Annotated in this window: 16 protein-coding genes; 7 read left to right on the forward strand and 9 right to left on the reverse strand. The window is 71.2% G+C overall.

Annotated features, from left to right (window positions below; all coding sequences use genetic code 11):
* Positions 1–169 precede the first annotated feature (169 nt).
* Genes AC068D_RS07995 through AC068D_RS08005 form a run of 3 tightly spaced genes read right to left on the reverse strand, consistent with a single transcriptional unit; the run spans position 170 to position 1,793 of the window.
* Positions 170–1,141 (reverse strand): NAD(P)-dependent alcohol dehydrogenase, encoded by a 972-nt coding sequence (locus AC068D_RS07995; protein ID WP_478822111.1) that lies wholly within the window; start codon positions 1,139–1,141, stop codon positions 170–172.
* Complete coding sequence (locus AC068D_RS08000; RefSeq protein WP_478822112.1) at positions 1,138–1,368, reverse strand: helix-turn-helix transcriptional regulator; 231 nt, start codon at positions 1,366–1,368, stop codon at positions 1,138–1,140. Before AC068D_RS08000 ends, AC068D_RS07995 begins: the two co-directional genes overlap by 4 nt.
* Positions 1,365–1,793 (reverse strand): hypothetical protein, encoded by a 429-nt coding sequence (locus tag AC068D_RS08005; RefSeq protein WP_478822113.1) that lies wholly within the window; start codon positions 1,791–1,793, stop codon positions 1,365–1,367. The genes AC068D_RS08000 and AC068D_RS08005 overlap by 4 nt, the downstream gene beginning before the upstream one ends.
* A gap of 147 nt (positions 1,794–1,940) precedes the next feature.
* On the opposite strand from AC068D_RS08005, the gene AC068D_RS08010 reads away from it, so the two are divergent.
* Positions 1,941–3,035, forward strand: a complete 1,095-nt coding sequence (locus AC068D_RS08010; RefSeq protein WP_478822114.1) for a DUF1152 domain-containing protein — start codon at positions 1,941–1,943, stop codon at positions 3,033–3,035.
* Here the strand turns inward: AC068D_RS08010 and AC068D_RS08015 are convergent.
* Both AC068D_RS08015 and AC068D_RS08020 read right to left on the reverse strand, forming a co-directional pair.
* A complete protein-coding gene (locus AC068D_RS08015) occupies positions 3,026–3,502 on the reverse strand; it encodes a hypothetical protein (protein WP_478822115.1) in 477 nt (158 codons plus the stop codon). The two genes, AC068D_RS08010 and AC068D_RS08015, sit on opposite strands and share 10 nt — an antisense overlap.
* 286 nt (positions 3,503–3,788) lie before the next feature.
* Positions 3,789–5,264 (reverse strand): amidohydrolase family protein, encoded by a 1,476-nt coding sequence (locus AC068D_RS08020; RefSeq protein WP_478822116.1) that lies wholly within the window; start codon positions 5,262–5,264, stop codon positions 3,789–3,791.
* A gap of 568 nt (positions 5,265–5,832) precedes the next feature.
* On the opposite strand from AC068D_RS08020, the gene AC068D_RS08025 reads away from it, so the two are divergent.
* Entirely contained in the window at positions 5,833–6,645 is an 813-nt protein-coding gene (locus tag AC068D_RS08025) for a CAP domain-containing protein (RefSeq protein ID WP_478822117.1), read from the forward strand.
* Between the two features lie 298 nt (positions 6,646–6,943).
* Here the strand turns inward: AC068D_RS08025 and meaB are convergent, their stop codons facing one another.
* From meaB to AC068D_RS08045, 4 genes are all read right to left on the reverse strand, one after another.
* The gene (gene meaB, locus AC068D_RS08030; RefSeq protein WP_478822118.1) at positions 6,944–7,930 is read right to left on the reverse strand and encodes a methylmalonyl Co-A mutase-associated GTPase MeaB; all 987 of its coding nucleotides are present in this window, start codon (positions 7,928–7,930) and stop codon (positions 6,944–6,946) included.
* 6 nt (positions 7,931–7,936) lie between these two features.
* The gene (gene scpA / locus AC068D_RS08035; protein WP_478822593.1) at positions 7,937–10,150 is read right to left on the reverse strand and encodes a methylmalonyl-CoA mutase; all 2,214 of its coding nucleotides are present in this window, start codon (positions 10,148–10,150) and stop codon (positions 7,937–7,939) included.
* On the reverse strand, positions 10,150–12,006 hold the full coding sequence (mutA, locus tag AC068D_RS08040; protein ID WP_478822119.1) for a methylmalonyl-CoA mutase small subunit: 1,857 nt from the start codon (positions 12,004–12,006) through the stop codon (positions 10,150–10,152). Before mutA ends, scpA begins: the two co-directional genes overlap by 1 nt.
* A gap of 584 nt (positions 12,007–12,590) precedes the next feature.
* Positions 12,591–12,968, reverse strand: a complete 378-nt coding sequence (locus AC068D_RS08045) for an ArsR/SmtB family transcription factor (protein ID WP_478822120.1) — start codon at positions 12,966–12,968, stop codon at positions 12,591–12,593.
* Positions 12,969–13,057: 89 nt separating this feature from the next.
* Between AC068D_RS08045 and AC068D_RS08050 the strand changes: the two genes are divergently transcribed.
* The 5 genes from AC068D_RS08050 (at position 13,058) to AC068D_RS08070 (ending at position 17,604) form a co-directional block, all read left to right on the forward strand.
* Positions 13,058–14,035: a quinone oxidoreductase family protein gene (locus AC068D_RS08050; RefSeq protein WP_478822121.1), complete on the forward strand. Its 978-nt coding sequence runs from the start codon at positions 13,058–13,060 to the stop codon at positions 14,033–14,035.
* Positions 14,036–14,102: 67 nt separating this feature from the next.
* Positions 14,103–14,261 (forward strand): 2-dehydropantoate 2-reductase N-terminal domain-containing protein, encoded by a 159-nt coding sequence (locus AC068D_RS08055; protein ID WP_478822122.1) that lies wholly within the window; start codon positions 14,103–14,105, stop codon positions 14,259–14,261.
* A 258-nt stretch (positions 14,262–14,519) separates the two neighbouring features.
* Positions 14,520–14,939, forward strand: a complete 420-nt coding sequence (locus AC068D_RS08060) for a YciI family protein (RefSeq protein ID WP_478822123.1) — start codon at positions 14,520–14,522, stop codon at positions 14,937–14,939.
* Positions 14,936–16,168 (forward strand): RNA polymerase sigma factor, encoded by a 1,233-nt coding sequence (locus AC068D_RS08065; protein WP_478822124.1) that lies wholly within the window; start codon positions 14,936–14,938, stop codon positions 16,166–16,168. The genes AC068D_RS08060 and AC068D_RS08065 overlap by 4 nt, the downstream gene beginning before the upstream one ends.
* A 182-nt stretch (positions 16,169–16,350) precedes the next feature.
* On the forward strand, positions 16,351–17,604 hold the full coding sequence (locus tag AC068D_RS08070) for a YncE family protein (RefSeq protein WP_478822125.1): 1,254 nt from the start codon (positions 16,351–16,353) through the stop codon (positions 17,602–17,604).
* Positions 17,605–17,610 lie beyond the last annotated feature (6 nt).

Below are 17,610 nucleotides of genomic sequence, written 5' to 3' on the forward strand. Positions count from 1 at the left end.
AGCCCCGGCGGCCTCTGGACTCCTTCGCGCCATGGGAGGCCTCTCCCCGACGCCCACGCCCACGCCCACGCCCACGCCCACGCCCACGAGTGGACCGCGCCACGCAGCTGCGCCACGGCGAGGCGCCCGGACGGCAGAGCGGTCCGGGTGCCTCTCCGGCCGTCGCGGTTCACACGGTGATGACGATCTTGCCGCGTGCGTGGGTCTCCTCGAGGTGCCTCAGGGCGTCGGGTACACCGCTCAGCGGATACGTCCTGTCGACGACCGGCGTCACCCTGCCCTCCTCGATGAGTTCCCTCAGGGACTCGAGATCCTTCCCGGACTCCACCGAGAACAGCCCCCGCAGCTTGTGGCTCACGAACGGCGACAGCATCAGCGCGCGCAGGACGCGGTCCGTTCCTCCGAGCAGCCGCCCGCCGCCCTCGCCTCCGACGATGACCAGGGTTCCCCGGGGGGTGAGGGCACGCCGGAGGCGGGACAGGGGACGATTCCCCGCGGTGTCGACGATGAGGTCGTAGCGGCGGACCCCGTCGGCGAAGTCCTCACGCGTGTAGTCGATGACTTCGTCCGCGCCGATCGACCGGACCAGGTCGGTCTTCGTCGTGCTGCACACACCGGTGACCTCCGCGCCGAACGCCTTGGCCAGTTGCACCGCGAACGTCCCCACCCCGCCCGCCGCACCGATCACCAGGACCTTCTGCCCCGGCCGCACCTGTCCCGCGTCGCGAAGGGCCTGGAGCGCGGTCACGGCGGAGATGGGTACGGCCGCCGCCTGCTCGGGGGTGAGGTTCACCGGCTTCGGTACGAATCGGTCCTCCGGGGCGCTCACGTACTCGGCGAAGGACCCGTCGCAGAAGCCGAACACCTCGTCGCCGGGCCGGAATCGGGTCACCTCGGCGCCGACCGCCTCGACACGGCCCGCGACCTCCCTGCCCCGGACCCGGACCTTGGGCCTGCGCAGCCCGTAGCCCATCGTCCGCAGAAGATAGGGCAGGCCGGTCATGAGGTGCCGGACCCCCGCGTCGACGGCAGCGGCATGAACCCGTACGAGCACCTCGCCCGCCGCGGCCGACGGCTTGTCGATGTCCCTGAGCTCCAGCACATCGGAAGAGCCGTAGGTGTCGTGCACGATCGCTTTCATGACGTTTCCCCTTCGCTGCCCGGGTACTGGAAGACCTGGTCGAGCGGGACCCGGAACACATGGGCGATCTGGAACGCCATTTCGAGCGAGGGCGAGTAGCGGCCCTTCTCGATGGCGATGACGGTCTGGCGGGTGACGCCGATGCGATCCGCCAGCTCCGCCTGCGTCATCTCGCCGTGCGAAAAGCGCAGGGCCCGGATCGTGTTCGTGACTCTGGTCGGCTTCACCACGGCCGGAAGCCCCACCGGTAGGCGGCGATCTTCGCCACGGACCCGAGGACTGCGGACAGGGCGAACGCGAGATAGATCGTGTTGGCGATCCAGAAATGGTCCGTCTCGGCCATCGCCATGGCGAGCGCGGCCACCCCTCCGACGACGAGGAAGGACTGTCCGACGTACTCGCCGAACCGGAAGATCTCCCTGTCGCGCTCGTCCTTCCTGTTGGCGTCCCCGGGCGAGGTGATCCCGACCGCGATGGCGAGCACGATCGACGCGGCGATCGCGGCGACGACGGTCCAGATCAGGGCCGGGACGTACGACACCTCGGCGAGCGGGATGTCCTGCGCCCGCCCGAGAACGACGGCGAGGTAGGTCAGATACGCGCCGATGGTGACCACTCCCATGATCCACGCGCGTTTTTCCTCGAATGCCACGGCCACTCCCCCCTGTAAAACAAACTTGACACCAGGAATGTAAGGCGATGCGGACACGAGGTCAAGCATTCTTTACACCGAACCGAGGGGGATCCCCCTGCCTCCCATGAGCGGGCGGGGCGGCGCGATGTCCGTAGGCTGGTAAGGGTGACGCGCTTGATCGTGGCGGCAGGCGGGGGAGGCGACGCCGTCGCCGCCGCAATGCTGGACGCCGCGCTGTACGGGGACGAAGGCCCTGCAGTGGTCTTCACCTACGCGTGGGACCGGCTGCTGGTCGACCCGGTGCCGGGCCCACGGGGGCCGGCCGACTTCACCGGACTGAGGCCACTCACCCGAAGCGTCCTGATGGTGCCCGGTGACGCCAGGCCGGTCGCGCCGGCGGGTTCGACACTTCCCGAACTGGCCGCCGAGCTGCCGCAGACGTTCGCCCTGGTCGATCCGCACCATGGCGCGGAGGGCATCACACGCCAGCTCGAGGAACTCATCCGGAACCTGGCCCCCGAGTCCGTGGACCTCCTGGACGTCGGCGGAGACATTCTGGCCAGAGGCGACGAGCCCACCCTGCGCAGCCCGCTGGCGGACGCGCTGACTCTCGCGGCGTGCTGCCAGGTCAACGCCACGGTGAGACTTCTGGTCGCCGGCCCCGGCCTGGACGGTGAACTGCTCGCGGACGACCTGCGGAACCGGCTCGGCGAGACGCTGCTGACGCTCACCCCCGAGGATGTGCGGCCGATCGGCTCGGTACTGGAATGGCATCCTTCCGAGGCCACGGCCATGCTCGCCGCCACCGCCAGGGGCGTGCGCGGCCTGTGCGAGATCAGGGACGCCGGCCTGCCCGTACCCCTCACGGACGAGGGGCCCACCGTCCACGAAGCCGATCCGGACGAGGCGCTCGAACGCAACGAGCTCGCCCGGGCCCTTCTCGCGACCGAGACGCTCGCCGAAGCCGAGCAGTACAGCCGGGAGATCTGCGGGTACTCCGAGCTCGACTACGAACGCGACAAAGCCGGTTGGCTCGGCAGCAGACCTCGACTGACGCTCGACCCGGAGCGCACGCTCCGCCAACTCGCCCAGTTCGAGGCGGAAGCCCGCGCCCGTGGCGTCAGCCACACGACGTTCCGCCGGATCACCGAGGCCCTCGGCCTCGACGGCTCGCAGCTCCAGGACCTGAGGGAGCTCCTGATCGGCAGCCGCCCGGAGCAGTACGCGGCCCCGCTCTGGCAGATCCCCGCCTATGCGTGAGTGTGCCCTCCGTCGGTGCTCAGGTCCTGCCGCATACGGGCGCGGAGCACGGCCAGGGCATCGTCGTACGTGCGGCGTTCCCGCACGTACCGCTCGTCACCGGCCGGTACTCCCGTCATCACCGAGTCGCGGAGGTCGCGCAGGCGACGGAAGGCGTTCTCCGAAGCGAGCACGACACCGGGCGGCGCGGCGATCGTGATCTGGTACCGCAGCCCGAGGCACGGCCCGAACGCCGCACGGGCCGCCGTTCGCCGCGCGGCGAGATCCAGGTCCGGGTCGCGAGCCACGTTCCCGCAGGTGTGCCGGGCCTCCGAGAGGGCGGCCAGATAGTCGCCGTAGAGGGTGCGGCGCATCTGCTCCCCACGATCCGAGCGTTCGCGGTGCCAGCGCCGGCGGTCGAGGACCAGGGCGGAGCACGTCGCGATCGCGGCGCCGACCACCGTGCTTGCCAACGTCGTCCACTCCATGGCCTGACACTGCCCACCGGGCGCGTGACGATCCGGCACACCTGTCGGGAAGTTCGTACCGAGGCGCACTGCGCACCACCGCGTCAGCCGGGGTCCGGGGCGGGGGGCCTCCGGACGGGGACGGTGAACCGGAGACGGCGCAGCGCCCCGAGGTGGCGCATCGGGCGGCGAGTACGGTTCCGGCGCCTGCGGCCGGGCCGAGCAGGGACATCGCCGGGGCCGGGGCCCGGGGCCATCGTCCCGGCCCACCGCCACGGCCTCCACCGGGACCCGGAGCCGGAGCGGGTCAGGTACCCGTGGCGAGGACACCGTCGCGGGACGCGGCGAGGACGTGGTCGCGGGACGCCGCCACCTCGGTGCGCAGGGCACGGAGGTCGACGTCCAGGACGCGGCCGTTCCATTTGCGGACCTGGCCGGCGACGAAGACGCTGTCGACGTTGCGGGCGTCCGAGCCGAGGACGACGGTGCCCACCGCGTCGTTCAGCGGCATGTTGTTGATCTCCTCCGCCGTGATCACCAGCAGGTCGGCCTGCTTGCCGGGGGTCAGCGAGCCGGTGATGTCCCCCAGGCCGTTCGTGTGTGCACCCTGCAGTGTGGCGAAGTCGAGCACATCGGCCGTGCCGATGCGCACCGCTTCACGATCACTGCCGTGCACGGCATTGACCGCGCGCATGCGCTGGATGGTGTGCAGGGCCCGCATCTGGGTGAACATGTCGCTGGCCAGGGCGACTTCGACATCGATGCTCAGGCCCGGGCGGACACCGACGGACAGCGCCTCGTCCACGGCCGGGACCGCCGTCTCCAGACCGATCTGGGCATCGGAGGTCGGGGCCAGGGAGACCGTGGTCCCGGTGTCGCCGACGGCACGCCAGGCCTCGGCGGTCAGGCCGGTGCAGTGGATGAGGGTGAGGCCGGGGCCGAGCAGACCCTGCCGTTCCCATCCCAGGATCGCCCGGGACGAGGAGTCGCCGAAAACGGCGTCGACGCTCACCCCGACGCCCAGCTCCTTTGCCGTGCGGGCGAGTCCGGCACCGTACGCGAGGTGCGGGCCCGCGATCTCGTCGGTGGCCAGCGCGGCCAGCCGGAAGGTCAGCAGATCGCCGGCGTACCGGTCCTGCAGGCGCGCCAGATCGGCAGGCCACTGGCGGTCCCACTCGCCGAAGTGCGGACCCATGGCCGCGTGCACACCACGGATGCCGGTGTCCGCGAGGGCGCTCACCGCGGCGTCGGAGTGGGCGGCCGTACGGGAGTTGTGGGAGAAGTCGAGCATCGTGGTGATGCCGCAGTCGAGCGCGGTCAGCGCCGCCAGCCTCGTCCCCGTGTACATGTCCTCGGGCCGGTAGGCCGGGGCGTGGCCGAGGAGGGTGGCGGTCACATAGGCGCCGAGGTCGTCGACGTCGGGCATGATCCGCCGGAGCTGTGTCTGCCAGGCGTGGCGGTGGGTGTCCACGAACCCGGGGGTGAGGATCGTCCCGCCGGCGTCGATGATGATCGCGTCGTCGGCCGTGCGCAGTTCGCGGCCGACGGCGGCGATGGTGTCGCCTTCGATCAGCAGCCCGGCGTCCTCGATCACGCCGAGTGCGGGATCCATGGTGATCACGGTGGCGCCGGTGAGCAGGATGCGGCGGCCGGGGTCACCGGCGGTGCGCCGCAGCTGCTCGAGGAGGGGCCGGCGTGCCGTGTCGTCGCGGTGCTCGGCGCCGAGGTGGTGGCGGTCGCCGTGATTACGGGCGGCAGGGCCGGCGTGGTCGGCATGGTTCATGGCTGTGGTCCGTTCGGGGATGCGCGAGGGGCGACGTGGGCCGTCGCCGGGCCAGCGTCGCCCCGACGGACCCGGGCAACCAGGTCGCCGTGTACCTGGGTGCGCCGCACCCCCCTTGCCCCGGCCCCGCCCACGTCGGTCGGCGACGCACGGATGGTGCCCGAAGTTTCGTGACATCCAACACAGCCATTTCGCGCACTAAGCGTCCGAATAGTAGATGCCTCCTTGACGACATATAGAGATTTGTCCGTCTTGGCATAGACATACCTCGCACTGCTTTTGATCACATTCGGTCCACTCGGCCCATTCGCCCGTTCATCCGGCCGACAACGGATTCTGACGGAGCGACAGATGTGGCGGGCGGTTCCGGATCGGGGTCAGCACGCCCCTGCGGCCCTGACAAGGGCCGCCCCACGCTACGAGCCGAGGTAGTACCGGCGCTCGTTGCCCTCTGCGCGCAGCGGTTTTAACAATGGCGGCCCGCAAAGGCGTCTCCGCAGCTCAGGCACAGGTTGTGTCGGGGTCGACCGCTCTCGGGGGCGCTCCGCGATTACGAGTGAGGTCACGCATGAGCAAGCACCGCAGGAAGACGCACCACCGGAAGATAACCATCGCCGTCGTTGCCATGGCCGCCGTCGGCGTGCCTTCCGCAGCCATGGCCTGCATGGACCCGCAGGAGGCCCAGGACAGCCGGTCCCAAGGCCACTGGAAGGGTGCGAATTCCGAGCAGCGGTGGAACGGGGACGAGTCCGAGCAGCGGTGGCACGGGGGCAAGTGGGACCAGGAGAACAAGTGGGGCAAGTGGCGCGACAAGCCGGCCGCCCCTGGTTCGCAGGCCCCCACGGCGGCTCCGAGCGCCCCGAAGACCACCGCACCGAAGCCGGCCGCCCCCAAGGCCACCGCACCGAAGCCGGCCGCCCCCAAGACCACCGCACCGAAGCCGACTGCCCCCAAGACCACCGCACCGAAGCCGGCCGCGCCGAGCGCTTCCACGCCGGCGGCGTCCGGGGACGTCGCCCGGATCGTGGCCCTGGTCAACAGCGAGCGCAGTAAGGTCGGTTGCCCCAAGGTGACCCTGAACGCGAAGCTGACCAAGGCCGCGCAGGACCACAGCAAGGACATGGCCGCCCACAGCAATATGTCCCACACGGGCTCCGACGGCTCGGACCCGGGCCAGCGGATCACGCGCGCCGGTTACAGCTGGAGCACCTACGGCGAGAACGTGGCCTACGGCTACGACTCGCCCGAGAGCGTCATGGCGGGCTGGATGGCCAGCCCCGGCCACAAGCGCAACATCCTCAACTGTGAGTTCAAGGAGATCGGCGTCGGCCTCGCGCAGCCCAACGACTACTGGACCCAGGACTTCGGCACCGCGCGATAGATCCCCCAATAACGGGCATTTCGCCCGACACTTCCGCCACGGGCACACGTTTCAGCCGTGCTCGTCGCCTGTCGAAGGCCCCGTCCGGTTCACCGGCCGGGGCCTTCGGCGCGGTAGCCCAGGCGTACGGAAGTCCAGGCGCACGAGAGCCCAGGCACACGGAAGCACTGGATACGCGAGCGGGGAGAGCACGAAGAGCGGCCTCGTGCGCTTCGGCGAACGAGCCCCTGAACCCCACCCCGGTCCTGGAAGCGGTTCCCGCCCCCCGGAGCCCCCAGCACGCCCGCGCCGGGCCGTATCAGTCCCCCTGGCGCCCGAAGGCCTCCAGGATCCGCTCGGCGGCGAGCGTGGCCGTCAGCTCCCCGTCGCGCACCCGCTGCTCGAGGCCGGGAGCGACGTCACGCACGACCGGATGGGCACGCAGACGGCCGAGAAGCTCGTCGTGGACCATGGACCAGGCCCAGTCGACCTGCTGGTCGCGACGCTTGGCAGCGAGGCGGCCCCCCGCGTCCAGCAGCGCACGATGCTGCTCGAGCCGGTCCCAGAGGGTGTCCAGGCCCATGGACTCGCGGGCGCTGCAGCTCAGCACCGGCGGGGTCCAGGCAGCGTCGACCGGATGCATCAGCCGCAGCGCACCCGCGAGTTCCCGGGCGGCGGCACGGGCATCGCGCTCGTGCGGCCCGTCGGCCTTGTTGACGGCGATGAGGTCGGCCAGCTCCAGGACGCCCTTCTTGATGCCCTGCAGCTGGTCGCCGGTGCGGGCGAGGGTGAGCAGCAGGAAGGAGTCGACCATGCCCGCGACCGCGGTCTCGGACTGCCCGACGCCGACGGTCTCCACCAGCACCACGTCATAGCCCGCTGCTTCCATCACGACCATGGACTCGCGGGTCGCCTTGGCCACCCCGCCCAGCGTTCCCGCGCTGGGAGAGGGCCGGACGAAGGCCGCGGGGTCCACGGCGAGGCGCTCCATGCGGGTCTTGTCGCCCAGGATGGAGCCGCCGGTGCGGGTGGACGACGGGTCGACGGCCAGCACCGCCACCCGGTGCCCAAGGCCGGTGAGCAGAGTGCCGAAAGCGTCGATGAAGGTGGACTTGCCCACCCCCGGCACCCCGCTGATGCCGATCCGCCGCGCCCTGCCGGTGTGCGGCAGCAACTCGGTCAGCAGCCGCTGGGCAAGGGCGCGGTGGTCGGGACGGGTGGACTCGACGAGAGTGATGGCGCGTGCGACGAAGGCCCGCTTCCCGTCGAGAACACCCATGACGTAGCTGTCGAGGTCGATGGCCATCCGCGGCTACAGCTCGTCGTGGCCCAGCGCCGCGCCGAGCCGCTGCACCAGGTCGTACGCCGCGTCAGGGATCACCGTGCCCGGCGGGAAGACCGCCGTCGCACCCATCTCCAGCAGCGTGGGCACGTCCTGCGGCGGGATCACCCCGCCGACGACGATCATGATGTCGTCGCGCCCCTCCTCCGCGAGCTGCTCGCGCAGCGCCGGGACGAGGGTGAGATGGCCTGCCGCGAGCGAGGAGACGCCGACGATGTGCACGTCCGCCTCCACCGCCTGCCGGGCCACCTCGGCCGGGGTCTGGAACAGCGGGCCGACGTCGACGTCGAAGCCCAGGTCGGCGAAGGCCGTGGCGATCACCTTCTGGCCCCGGTCGTGTCCGTCCTGGCCCATCTTGGCGACGAGGATGCGCGGCCTGCGGCCCTCCGCCTCGTCGAACCGGTCGACCAGTGCGCGGGTGCGATCCACCGAAGGGGACTCCCCTGCCTCGTTGCGGTACACGCCGGAGATCGTACGGATCTGGCCCGCGTGCCGTCCGTACACCTTCTCCAGGGCGTCCGAGATCTCACCGACCGTGGCCTTCGCACGGGCGGCGTCCACCGCCAGTGCCAGCAGGTTGCCCTCCAGGCCGGGGCCCGAGCCACGCTCGGCGGCCGCGGTCAGTGCCCGCAGCGCATCCTGGCAGACGGCCTCGTCGCGCTCCTCGCGCAGCCGCCGCAGCTTGGCGATCTGCTGGGCGCGCACCGAGGAGTTGTCGACCTTGAGGACGTCGATCTGCTCGTCGTTCTCCACCCGGTACTTGTTGACGCCGATCACCGGCTGCCGCCCGGAGTCGATCCGGGCCTGGGTGCGGGCGGCGGCCTCCTCGACACGCAGCTTCGGGATGCCGGCGTCGATGGCCTGCGCCATGCCACCTGCCGCCTCGACCTCCTGGATGTGCTGCCATGCCTTGCGCGCCAGGTCGTACGTCAGCTTCTCGACGTACGCGCTGCCGCCCCAGGGGTCGATCACCCGGCAGGTGCCCGACTCCTGCTGGAGCAGCAGCTGGGTGTTACGAGCGATACGGGCGGAGAAGTCGGTCGGCAGGGCCAGTGCCTCGTCCAGGGCGTTCGTGTGCAGCGACTGGGTGTGGCCCTGGGTGGCGGCCATCGCCTCCACACACGTGCGCGTGACGTTGTTGAAGACGTCCTGCGCGGTCAGCGACCAGCCCGAGGTCTGCGAATGGGTCCGCAGCGAGAGCGACTTGGCGTTCTTCGGGTCGAACTGGCTGACCAGCTTGGCCCACAGCAGCCGGGCCGCACGCATCTTGGCGATCTCCATGAAGAAGTTCATGCCGATCGCCCAGAAGAAGGAGAGGCGCGGTGCGAACGCGTCGACGTCGAGACCCGCTTCCCGCCCCGCCCGCAGGTACTCCACACCGTCCGCGAGCGTGTACGCCAGCTCCAGGTCGGCCGTCGCACCCGCTTCCTGGATGTGGTAGCCGGAGATGGAGATGGAGTTGTAGCGGGGCATCTTCTGCGAGGTGTACGCGAAGATGTCGGAGATGATCCGCATCGAGGGGCGTGGCGGATAGATGTAGGTGTTGCGGACCATGAACTCCTTGAGGATGTCGTTCTGGATGGTCCCCGCAAGCTTCTCGGGCGGTACGCCCTGCTCCTCCGCCGCGACGATGTAGAGGGCGAGCACGGGCAGCACGGCGCCGTTCATCGTCATCGACACCGTCATCTTGTCCAGCGGGATGCCGTCGAACAGCTGCCGCATGTCGTAGATGGAGTCGATGGCGACGCCCGCCATGCCGACGTCACCGGTGACGCGCGGATGGTCGCTGTCGTAGCCGCGGTGCGTGGGCAGGTCGAAGGCGACCGACAGACCCTTCTGACCGGCTGCCAGGTTGCGGCGGTAGAAGGCGTTGGACTCCTCGGCGGTGGAGAAGCCTGCGTACTGGCGGATGGTCCACGGCTGGTTCACGTACATCGTGGGGTAGGGGCCGCGCAGATACGGCGCGACACCGGGGTAGGTCCCCAGGAAGTCCAGGCCCTCCACATCATGGCCGGTGTACAGCGGCTTGACGGCGATGCCCTCCGGGGTCTCCCAGAGCAGATCGTCGGCGCTGCTGCCGGTCGACTCCTTCACGGCCGCGCGCCACTGTTCCTCGGTGGCCCCGGCGGACGCACCGGAGCCCAGGGCGATCTGCGTGAAGTCGGGGAAGTCGGGGATCTGCATCACGCCGCAACTCCCATGCGGTCGAGGACGGAGGACAGGACGCTCACCACGTCGCAGCCCGCGAAGACATACTCGTCGACCCCGGCGTGGTCGCCGGGCCGGCCCGCGAGGAACACCCGTTCCGCGCCTGCCGACTTGAGAGCCTTGACGACCTCCTCGGCCTGCTCCTCGTAGAGCACGTCGCTGGAGCAGAGGCAGGCGATGGCCGCCCCGCTGCGGACGAAGGCGTCGGCGACCGTGCCGGCATCGACCGTCACCGGGTCGTGGACCGGCTCGACACCGCCGGCCTGGAAGAGGTTCGAGGCGAACGCGACCCGCGCGGTGTGGGCCGAGGCCGGTCCGAGCGCGGCGAGGAAGACGCGCGGCCGCGTCCCGGTGGTGGCGAGGTGGGCATCGGAGCGGGCGCGCAGCGCCTCGAAGTCCTCGTCGCGGCGCACCCGGGGCAGACCGCCGCCGGGCGGTGCGGCCGAGGGCTCTCGCTCGACGGGCTTCTCCGACAGGTGCGGGAACTCGCTGACGCCCGTGATGGGCTCACGGCGGCGGGCGATGCGCTGCTTGCGTGCCTCCCAGGTGGTCGCGAGCCGTTCGCCGACCAGCCCGGAGCGCAGGGCGGCAGCCTGTCCGCCCGCCCGCTCCAGCTCCTGGAAGAACGCCCAGGCGGCCTGGGCGAGTTCATCGGTGAGCCGCTCCACGTACCAGGCGCCGCCCGCGGGGTCGGCGACCCGGCCGAGGTGCGACTCCTCCAGCAGGATCGACGAGGTGTTACGGGCGATACGGCGGGCGAAGGCATCCGGCAGGCCCAGCTCGTGGTCGAACGGCAGCACGGTGACCGCATCGGCGCCACCGACTCCCGCGCCCAGGCAGGCGATGGTGGTGCGCAGCATGTTCACGTACGGATCGCGACGGGTCATCATCACCGGCGAGGTCACAGCATGCTGGCGCTGGGCGCCCGCGTCCCCCGCTCCGGTCCCGGTGGCTCCGCACACCTCGGCCACTCTGGCCCAGAGCCGGCGGGCGGCGCGCAGCTTGGCGACGGTCAGGAACTGGTCGGCGGTCGCCGCGTACCGGAACTCCAGCTGCCGGCAGGCCGCCTCGGCCGTCAGTCCGGCCTCCATGAGCACCCGCAGATAGGCGACTCCGGTCGCCAGCGAGGCGCCCAGTTCCTGGGCGGCGGAGGCTCCGGCCTCGTGGTACGGCAGTGCGTCGACGGTCAGGGCCCGCAGCCCCGGGTACTCCTCGTGGCATCGCCGGGCCAGCTCGACGGCCGTGCCGAAGTCGGCTCTCTCGGCGGTGCGGGCCTCGGCTCCGAGCGGGTCCGCGCCGAGGTTGCCGCGCGCCGCGTCGCGGGCAACGGCCTTCTCCTCGTACAGCCGGAGCAACTCGCCCGCGGCGGCAGCGGTTTCCGGTCCGGCGTCCAGCACCACCGGCGCCAGGTCGAGATAAACCCCGTCCAGGGCCTGGGCCATGCCCGTCACCGGCACCCCGGAGCCGCCCACGGCGAGCCAGAGTGAGGTGACACCGTTCTCCAGGTCCGCGAGCACCGCCTCGTTGGCGCGCACCGGGTCCTGGCGCTCGTGCCGCTGGCGTACGTCCCAGCCGCCTGTCGGCCTGCCTCCGCGCACGAAGGGCGCGAAGCCCGGGTATCCGGCATCGGGAACGGCGTCCCCTGCGGTGTAGAGGGGCCGGGCGACGAGGCCGTCGTCGAGCGCCGTCGCCAGCGCGTCCTCGACCGCAGCGCCCGACACGTCCTTGCCGGACTTGCGCAGCACGCCTGCCACGAGGCGCTGCCACTGCTCATGGGTGGCGTCCGGGAAATCGGCAGCGAGCGAAAGCCCGTCATCGGGAACAACCGTCATGCTCGGATGCTAGGTCAGGCTTACGGATGAGCAGCAGAGGCTCCGGATGTGACCTTCCCCTCTGTGACCTCCCCCTCCTTCACCCGGACCCCCGCGCCCGCGGCCGTCGGGTCGGGTCGGGTCGGGTCGGGTCGGGTCGGGTCGGGTCGGGCGATACTCCGTTGCCCGGGCGCATTCCCCCCGATGGGTTCGATTTCGTGACTGCCGGGTCGGCCTTGGGCCAAGAGCGAGTGGGGCACCCGGCCGCGGCGTGACCGCAGGGCGGGCGAGAGGCCCGCCGTTCCCGTTTTCGGGGCATCCCGTTTTCCGGGGATTTCCCCGTTTTCCGAGCGCACCCGCGTGACTCCCCGCGCACCGGCGCGGTTCTGCGCAGTCTCCGTGCGACTTGGCTTTCCTCTCCCCCCTCTTCACCCTTCTTCACCCTTTACCCCTTTTCACGGGCCGGGTCGCCCGTGGCACTTCGCCATGCCCCGCGCAGGGAGCGCGGGTTCAGTCGTCCCCGAGAAGAAAGAAACGCATGCAGAAATCTGCGCCACGAGGAGGAGCGGCTGATCCCGGTGCTCGACGCGCCCGCGTCATGAGTTTCAGCCGCTGCCGGGAGCCCCGGCTCCGGGCTCCCGGCGGCGGTCGTCGGCACGGAGCACCAGGGCGAGCAGTCCGGGGAAGCGGGCCTCGAACTCCTCGCGGCGCAACCGGTTGACCCGCCTGGGACCCGCGTCGCGCTGTTCGACCAGCCCGGCTGAGCGCAGCACCGAGAAGTGGTGGCTGAGCGCCGCCTTGCCCACGGGGACGTCGAAGCTGCCGCAGGCGCGTGTCCAGTCGGCGGAACCCGCGAGCTCGCGGACCAGCTCGATGCGCACGGGATCGGCGAGCGCGGAGAGGGCCGCCAGCACCGGGACGTCTTCGGGATGCGTATGAACCGGAGCGGCGCGGTGCCCGCCGCTTCCCGTACCGACTGCCATGCCTGCTCCCCTTGCCGAGTGTTCGATGCCGATCATACACTCCGAGTGTTCGAGTTTCGTTGAACAACTATCGAGGGGTGTGTGCTGCGGTGCGTGCAGTTGAGATCCGCGAGTTCGGCGGTCCCGAGGTGCTGAAGGTCGTCACGACCGGCACCCCCGACCCCGGCCCCGGCCAGGTCACCATCGATGTCGCCTACGCCGGCGTGAACTTCGCCGACCTCAGGGCGCGTGCCGAGGGCTTCCGGGTCGGGTCGCTTCCCTTCGTCCCGGGTCTGGAGGTCTCCGGCCGGGTCCGGGAGGTCGGCTCGGCGGTGTCGGGCCTGCGGCCCGGGCAGGAGGTCGCCGCGCTCACCGGCGCCGGGGGGTACGCCGAGGTCGTGGCGGTGTCCGCCGCCACCGTCTTCCCGCTGCCCGACGGCGTGGATCCGAGGACCGCGGCCGCGCTCCCCACGGTGCTCCCGACCGCCTTCGGTCTGCTGCACGAGGTGGGCCGGCTGCGCGCCGGGGAGACCGTGCTGGTCCACGGCGCGGCGGGCGGTATCGGCACGGCAGCGGGCCAGTTGGCGCGGGCCGCGGGCGCCGGGGCGGTGTACGGCGTGGTCTCCTCGGCCGCGAAGGCCGAGCACGCCCTCGCGCACGGCTACGACGAGGTGTTCCTGGAGGACTCCTTCCCCGACGACGTGCACCGTGCCACCGACGGCCGGGGTGTCGACCTGCTGCTCGAGCCCGTGGGCGGCGACACCTTCCGCTGCAGCCTGGCCGCACTCGCCGTCTTCGGGCGCCTCGTGTCGTTCAGCAACGCGAGCGGGGCCGAGCCGTGGCAGGTGGGGCAGGCCGACCTGCTTCCGAAGAGCCGTACGGTCGCGGGTTTCTCCATCCTGTCGCTCGCGGGGGCTGCCCCGGACGCATTGCGAGCCCTCGCCGAACGGGCCTTCCGCGCCTTCACCGACGGCGTGGTGAAGCTGCCGGTCACCGCGGAGTTCCCCTTGTCCGGGGCAGCGGAGGCGCATGCGCTGATGGGCGGACGCACATCGACGGGGAAGCTGCTGCTGAAGGTGGCGCCATGAGCTCCACGGGCCTCCCGGGGTCCACGGGGTTCACGGGGTCCTCGGACCTCGGGGGCTCCGAGGTCGCATGAGCATCGCGGTGAACGGCGCGGGCGGCGTCGGCGGCTGCTCCGGCGGTCGCCTCGCCGTAGTCGGGGACGACCTCGCCCTCCTCGCCCGTCGTGCCCGCCTCGAGGCGCTCCGCCACGACGGCCACGCCCGTCAACCGTGCGCCACCAGGTGCTGAGGCTGCGGAGGCGGCGCTGCGCACCGCCCCGACCGGGGCGGACGCCTCCGACCGGGACGGGCGTCCGGATCCGGCGCCCCTTCACCCGTCCCGCCGTGTCGCACGGGGGCCGCGAACCCGCATTTGCGCTGGTCGGCCCGGGGGCCGGCAGACCTGCGAAAAAATCTCCGGCAGGCTGTCGAGAAAGCGTCGTCCGCTCCGACGTCCCCTGTGAGAGTTGCCCACAAGGGGCGGCACGGCACCCGAGGGAGCGCAATCATGAAGTATCTGGTGATGGTCCAGGGCACGCAGGCCGACTACGCGGCGATGCGGGGCCAGGGCTCCGAGCACAGCCCGGCCTGGAGCGAAAAGGAACTGCAGGCGATGTTCTCCTTCATGGAGGCCATCAACAACGACCTCGCCGAGTCCGGCGAACTCGTGGACGCGCAGGGCCTGGTCGAGCCCGCGCGAACCCGTTTCGTCCGGGCCGGCGAGGACGGCCGCCCGGTGATCTCGGACGGGCCGTACGGCGAGACGAAGGAACTGCTCGCGGGGTACTGGGTGCTCGACTGCGAGAGCCTGGACCGGGTCACCGAGATCGCGGCGCGGGTCGCCCAGTGCCCGGTGCCCGAGGGCTCGCCCGACTACCCGGTGGTCATCCGCCCCATCCAGGACGGTGGCGGCGATCTGTGCCCGTGAAAGGCACGAGCGAGGTCGAGGACCTGCTGCGGCTCCACGCGCCGCAGGTCCTCGGCGCGCTGGTGCGCCGCTACGGGCACTTCGGCCCCGCCGAGGACTCCGTGCAGGAGGCGCTGCTCGCCGCCGCGCAGCAGTGGCCCCGGACGGGTGCACCGGACAACCCCAGGGGCTGGCTGATCAAGGTCGCCTCGCGCCGCCTCACGGACCAGCTGCGCAGCGACGAGGCACGGCGCCGGCGGGAGGAGACGGCGGCACAGCTCACACCGCGGGACGCCTTCACGGCGCCGCCGCCCGGTGAGGGCCGGGCCCCGTCCGAGGACGACACCCTCACCCTGCTGTTCCTCTGCTGCCATCCGGAGCTCACGCCGGCCGCGCAGATCGCGCTCACCCTGCGCGCCGTCGGCGGCCTCACGACGGGCGAGATCGCCCGCGCGCTGCTGGTGCCCGAGGCGACGGCGGCGCAGCGGATCAGCCGGGCCAAGGCCAAGATCAAGGACGTACCCTTCCGGCAGCCGGGCCCCGAGGACCGTGACCAGCGGCTGGCCGCCGTGCTCCAGATCCTCTATCTGATCTTCAACGAGGGCTATACGGCCACCTCCGGCGCCGCCCTGCACCGCGGCGAGCTCGCCCATGAGGCGATCCGGCTGACCCGTGCCGTACGCAGGCTGCTGCCCAGGGAAGGACCGGTCGCCGGGCTGCTCGCGCTGATGCTGCTCACCGAGGCACGCAGCGCGGCCCGCACCGGCCCGCACGGCGAGCTGATCCCCCTCGACGAGCAGGACCGCACCCTCTGGAACCACGCGGCGATCGCCGAGGGCACGGCGCTGGTGGAGGAGGCACTCTCCGAAGGGCCCGCGGGCGCCTACCAGGTGCAGGCGGCGATCGCCGCCCTCCATGACGAGGCCACCCGGCCCGAGGACACCGACTGGCCGCAGATCCTCGCCCTCTACGACGTGCTGGTACGCCTCGCTCCCGAGCCCATGGCCGAGCTGGGACGGGCGGTCGCGGTCGCGATGGTCGAGGGGCCGGAGGCCGGGCTGGCCGAAGTCGCGGGGCTGGAGGACCGGTTGGCGGGCCATCACCGGCTCGACGCCGTACGCGCCCATCTGCTGGAGCGGGCCGGGGACCGTGCGGCCGCCCGGGCGGCGTACCGGCAGGCGGCCCGGCGCACCCTCAGCCTCCCGGAGAGCCGCTACCTCCAGATGCGGGCGGCCCGGCTCCAGCCATGACGTGCGGAGGAATCACGGGGCGGAAGGAGCGGGACCGGAGCCGGGACGAGCCGGGACGGAGCCGAGCGGGGGACGAAGCCGGCAGGAAGTCCGGCCGACGTCTGGCCAATCGTCCGACCCGCCAGTAATTTACCGCCGGTAACTTCCTGTCTCCTCCTGCCCCACGCCCCCAGGAGCACTCCGTGAAGACAGCACTTCGCCCTGCCATCGCCGCCATCGCCGTCGCCCTCGCGGTCACCGCCGCCACCGCCACCCCGGCAACCGCGGCCACCCCCCGTCCGGACGGACTCCGTGAAGTGCTGTTCGTCGGCAACAACTGGGAGGGGACGGCGGACGTGCTCGAGTCCTCCGGAGCCCTGACGAAGGTCGGCCGTATCAATGTGATCCCCGACAGGGACCAACGGCTCCTGGAGATCCACCTCAACCCCGTGAAGCTCGCCTACTTCCTCGGGATACGGCTGTCCGTGGGCGAGGGACACGACCAGTTCGTGGACGACATGTACTCGACCCCGGACGGTTCGGCCATCGTCGTGTCCCGTCCCAGCTTCGCCGACGTGGTCTCGATCGACGTCACCACCGGCAAGCTCAACTGGCGCTTTCCCGTCTCCGGTTACCGCTCCGACCACATGGCCGTCTCCCCGGACGGAAAGCGCGTCGCCGTCTCCGCGTCGACCTCCAACACCGTGCACGTCCTCGATGTCGTCACCGGCCGTCAGACGGGCTCCTTCAAGACCGGTGACAAGCCCCACGAGAACGTCTTCACCGCGGACGGCAAGCAGATCTGGAACTCGGCCATCGGCGAGGTCAACACGGCACTGGACGACCCGTTCTTCGACTGGACCAAGGGAGACCGCAAGATCACGGTCGTGGACGCGAACACCTACAGGACCCTGAAGGTCATCGACATGCGGGAGCGTCTCGACGCCTTCGGCCGGGGGGACCTCTCGGACGCGGTGCGGCCGGTGGCCTTCACCCCCGACGAGTCGAAGCTCTACTTCCAGGTGTCGTTCTTCAACGGCTTCCTCGAGTACGACATCGCCACCGACCGGATCACCCGGCAGAAGACGCTCCCGAAGAACCCTGCCACCAGCGAGGACCGTACGACCTGGGTCAACGACTCCCGCCACCACGGCATCTCGATGAGCCCAGGGGGCGACAAGCTCTGTGTGGCCGGGACGATGGACGACTACGCGACCGTGGTCGACCGGGCCACCCTCCAGGAGGGACCGCTCATCACCACGTCGAAGCCGTACTGGGCGACGGTCAGCGGGGACGGCAAGGCCTGCGTCGTCTCCGAGAGCGGTTCGGACTCGGTCACGGCGATCGACTTCGCGACCGGTCGCAAGGTGGCGTCCGTGCCGGTGGGCGACCACCCGCAGCGGGTGCGGCTGGGCCATGTGCCCGCGGGCTGGACCGGCACCCCGGCCGGCCGCTGACCGTCC

Source organism: Streptomyces sp. NPDC043861 (genome assembly GCF_056435905.1).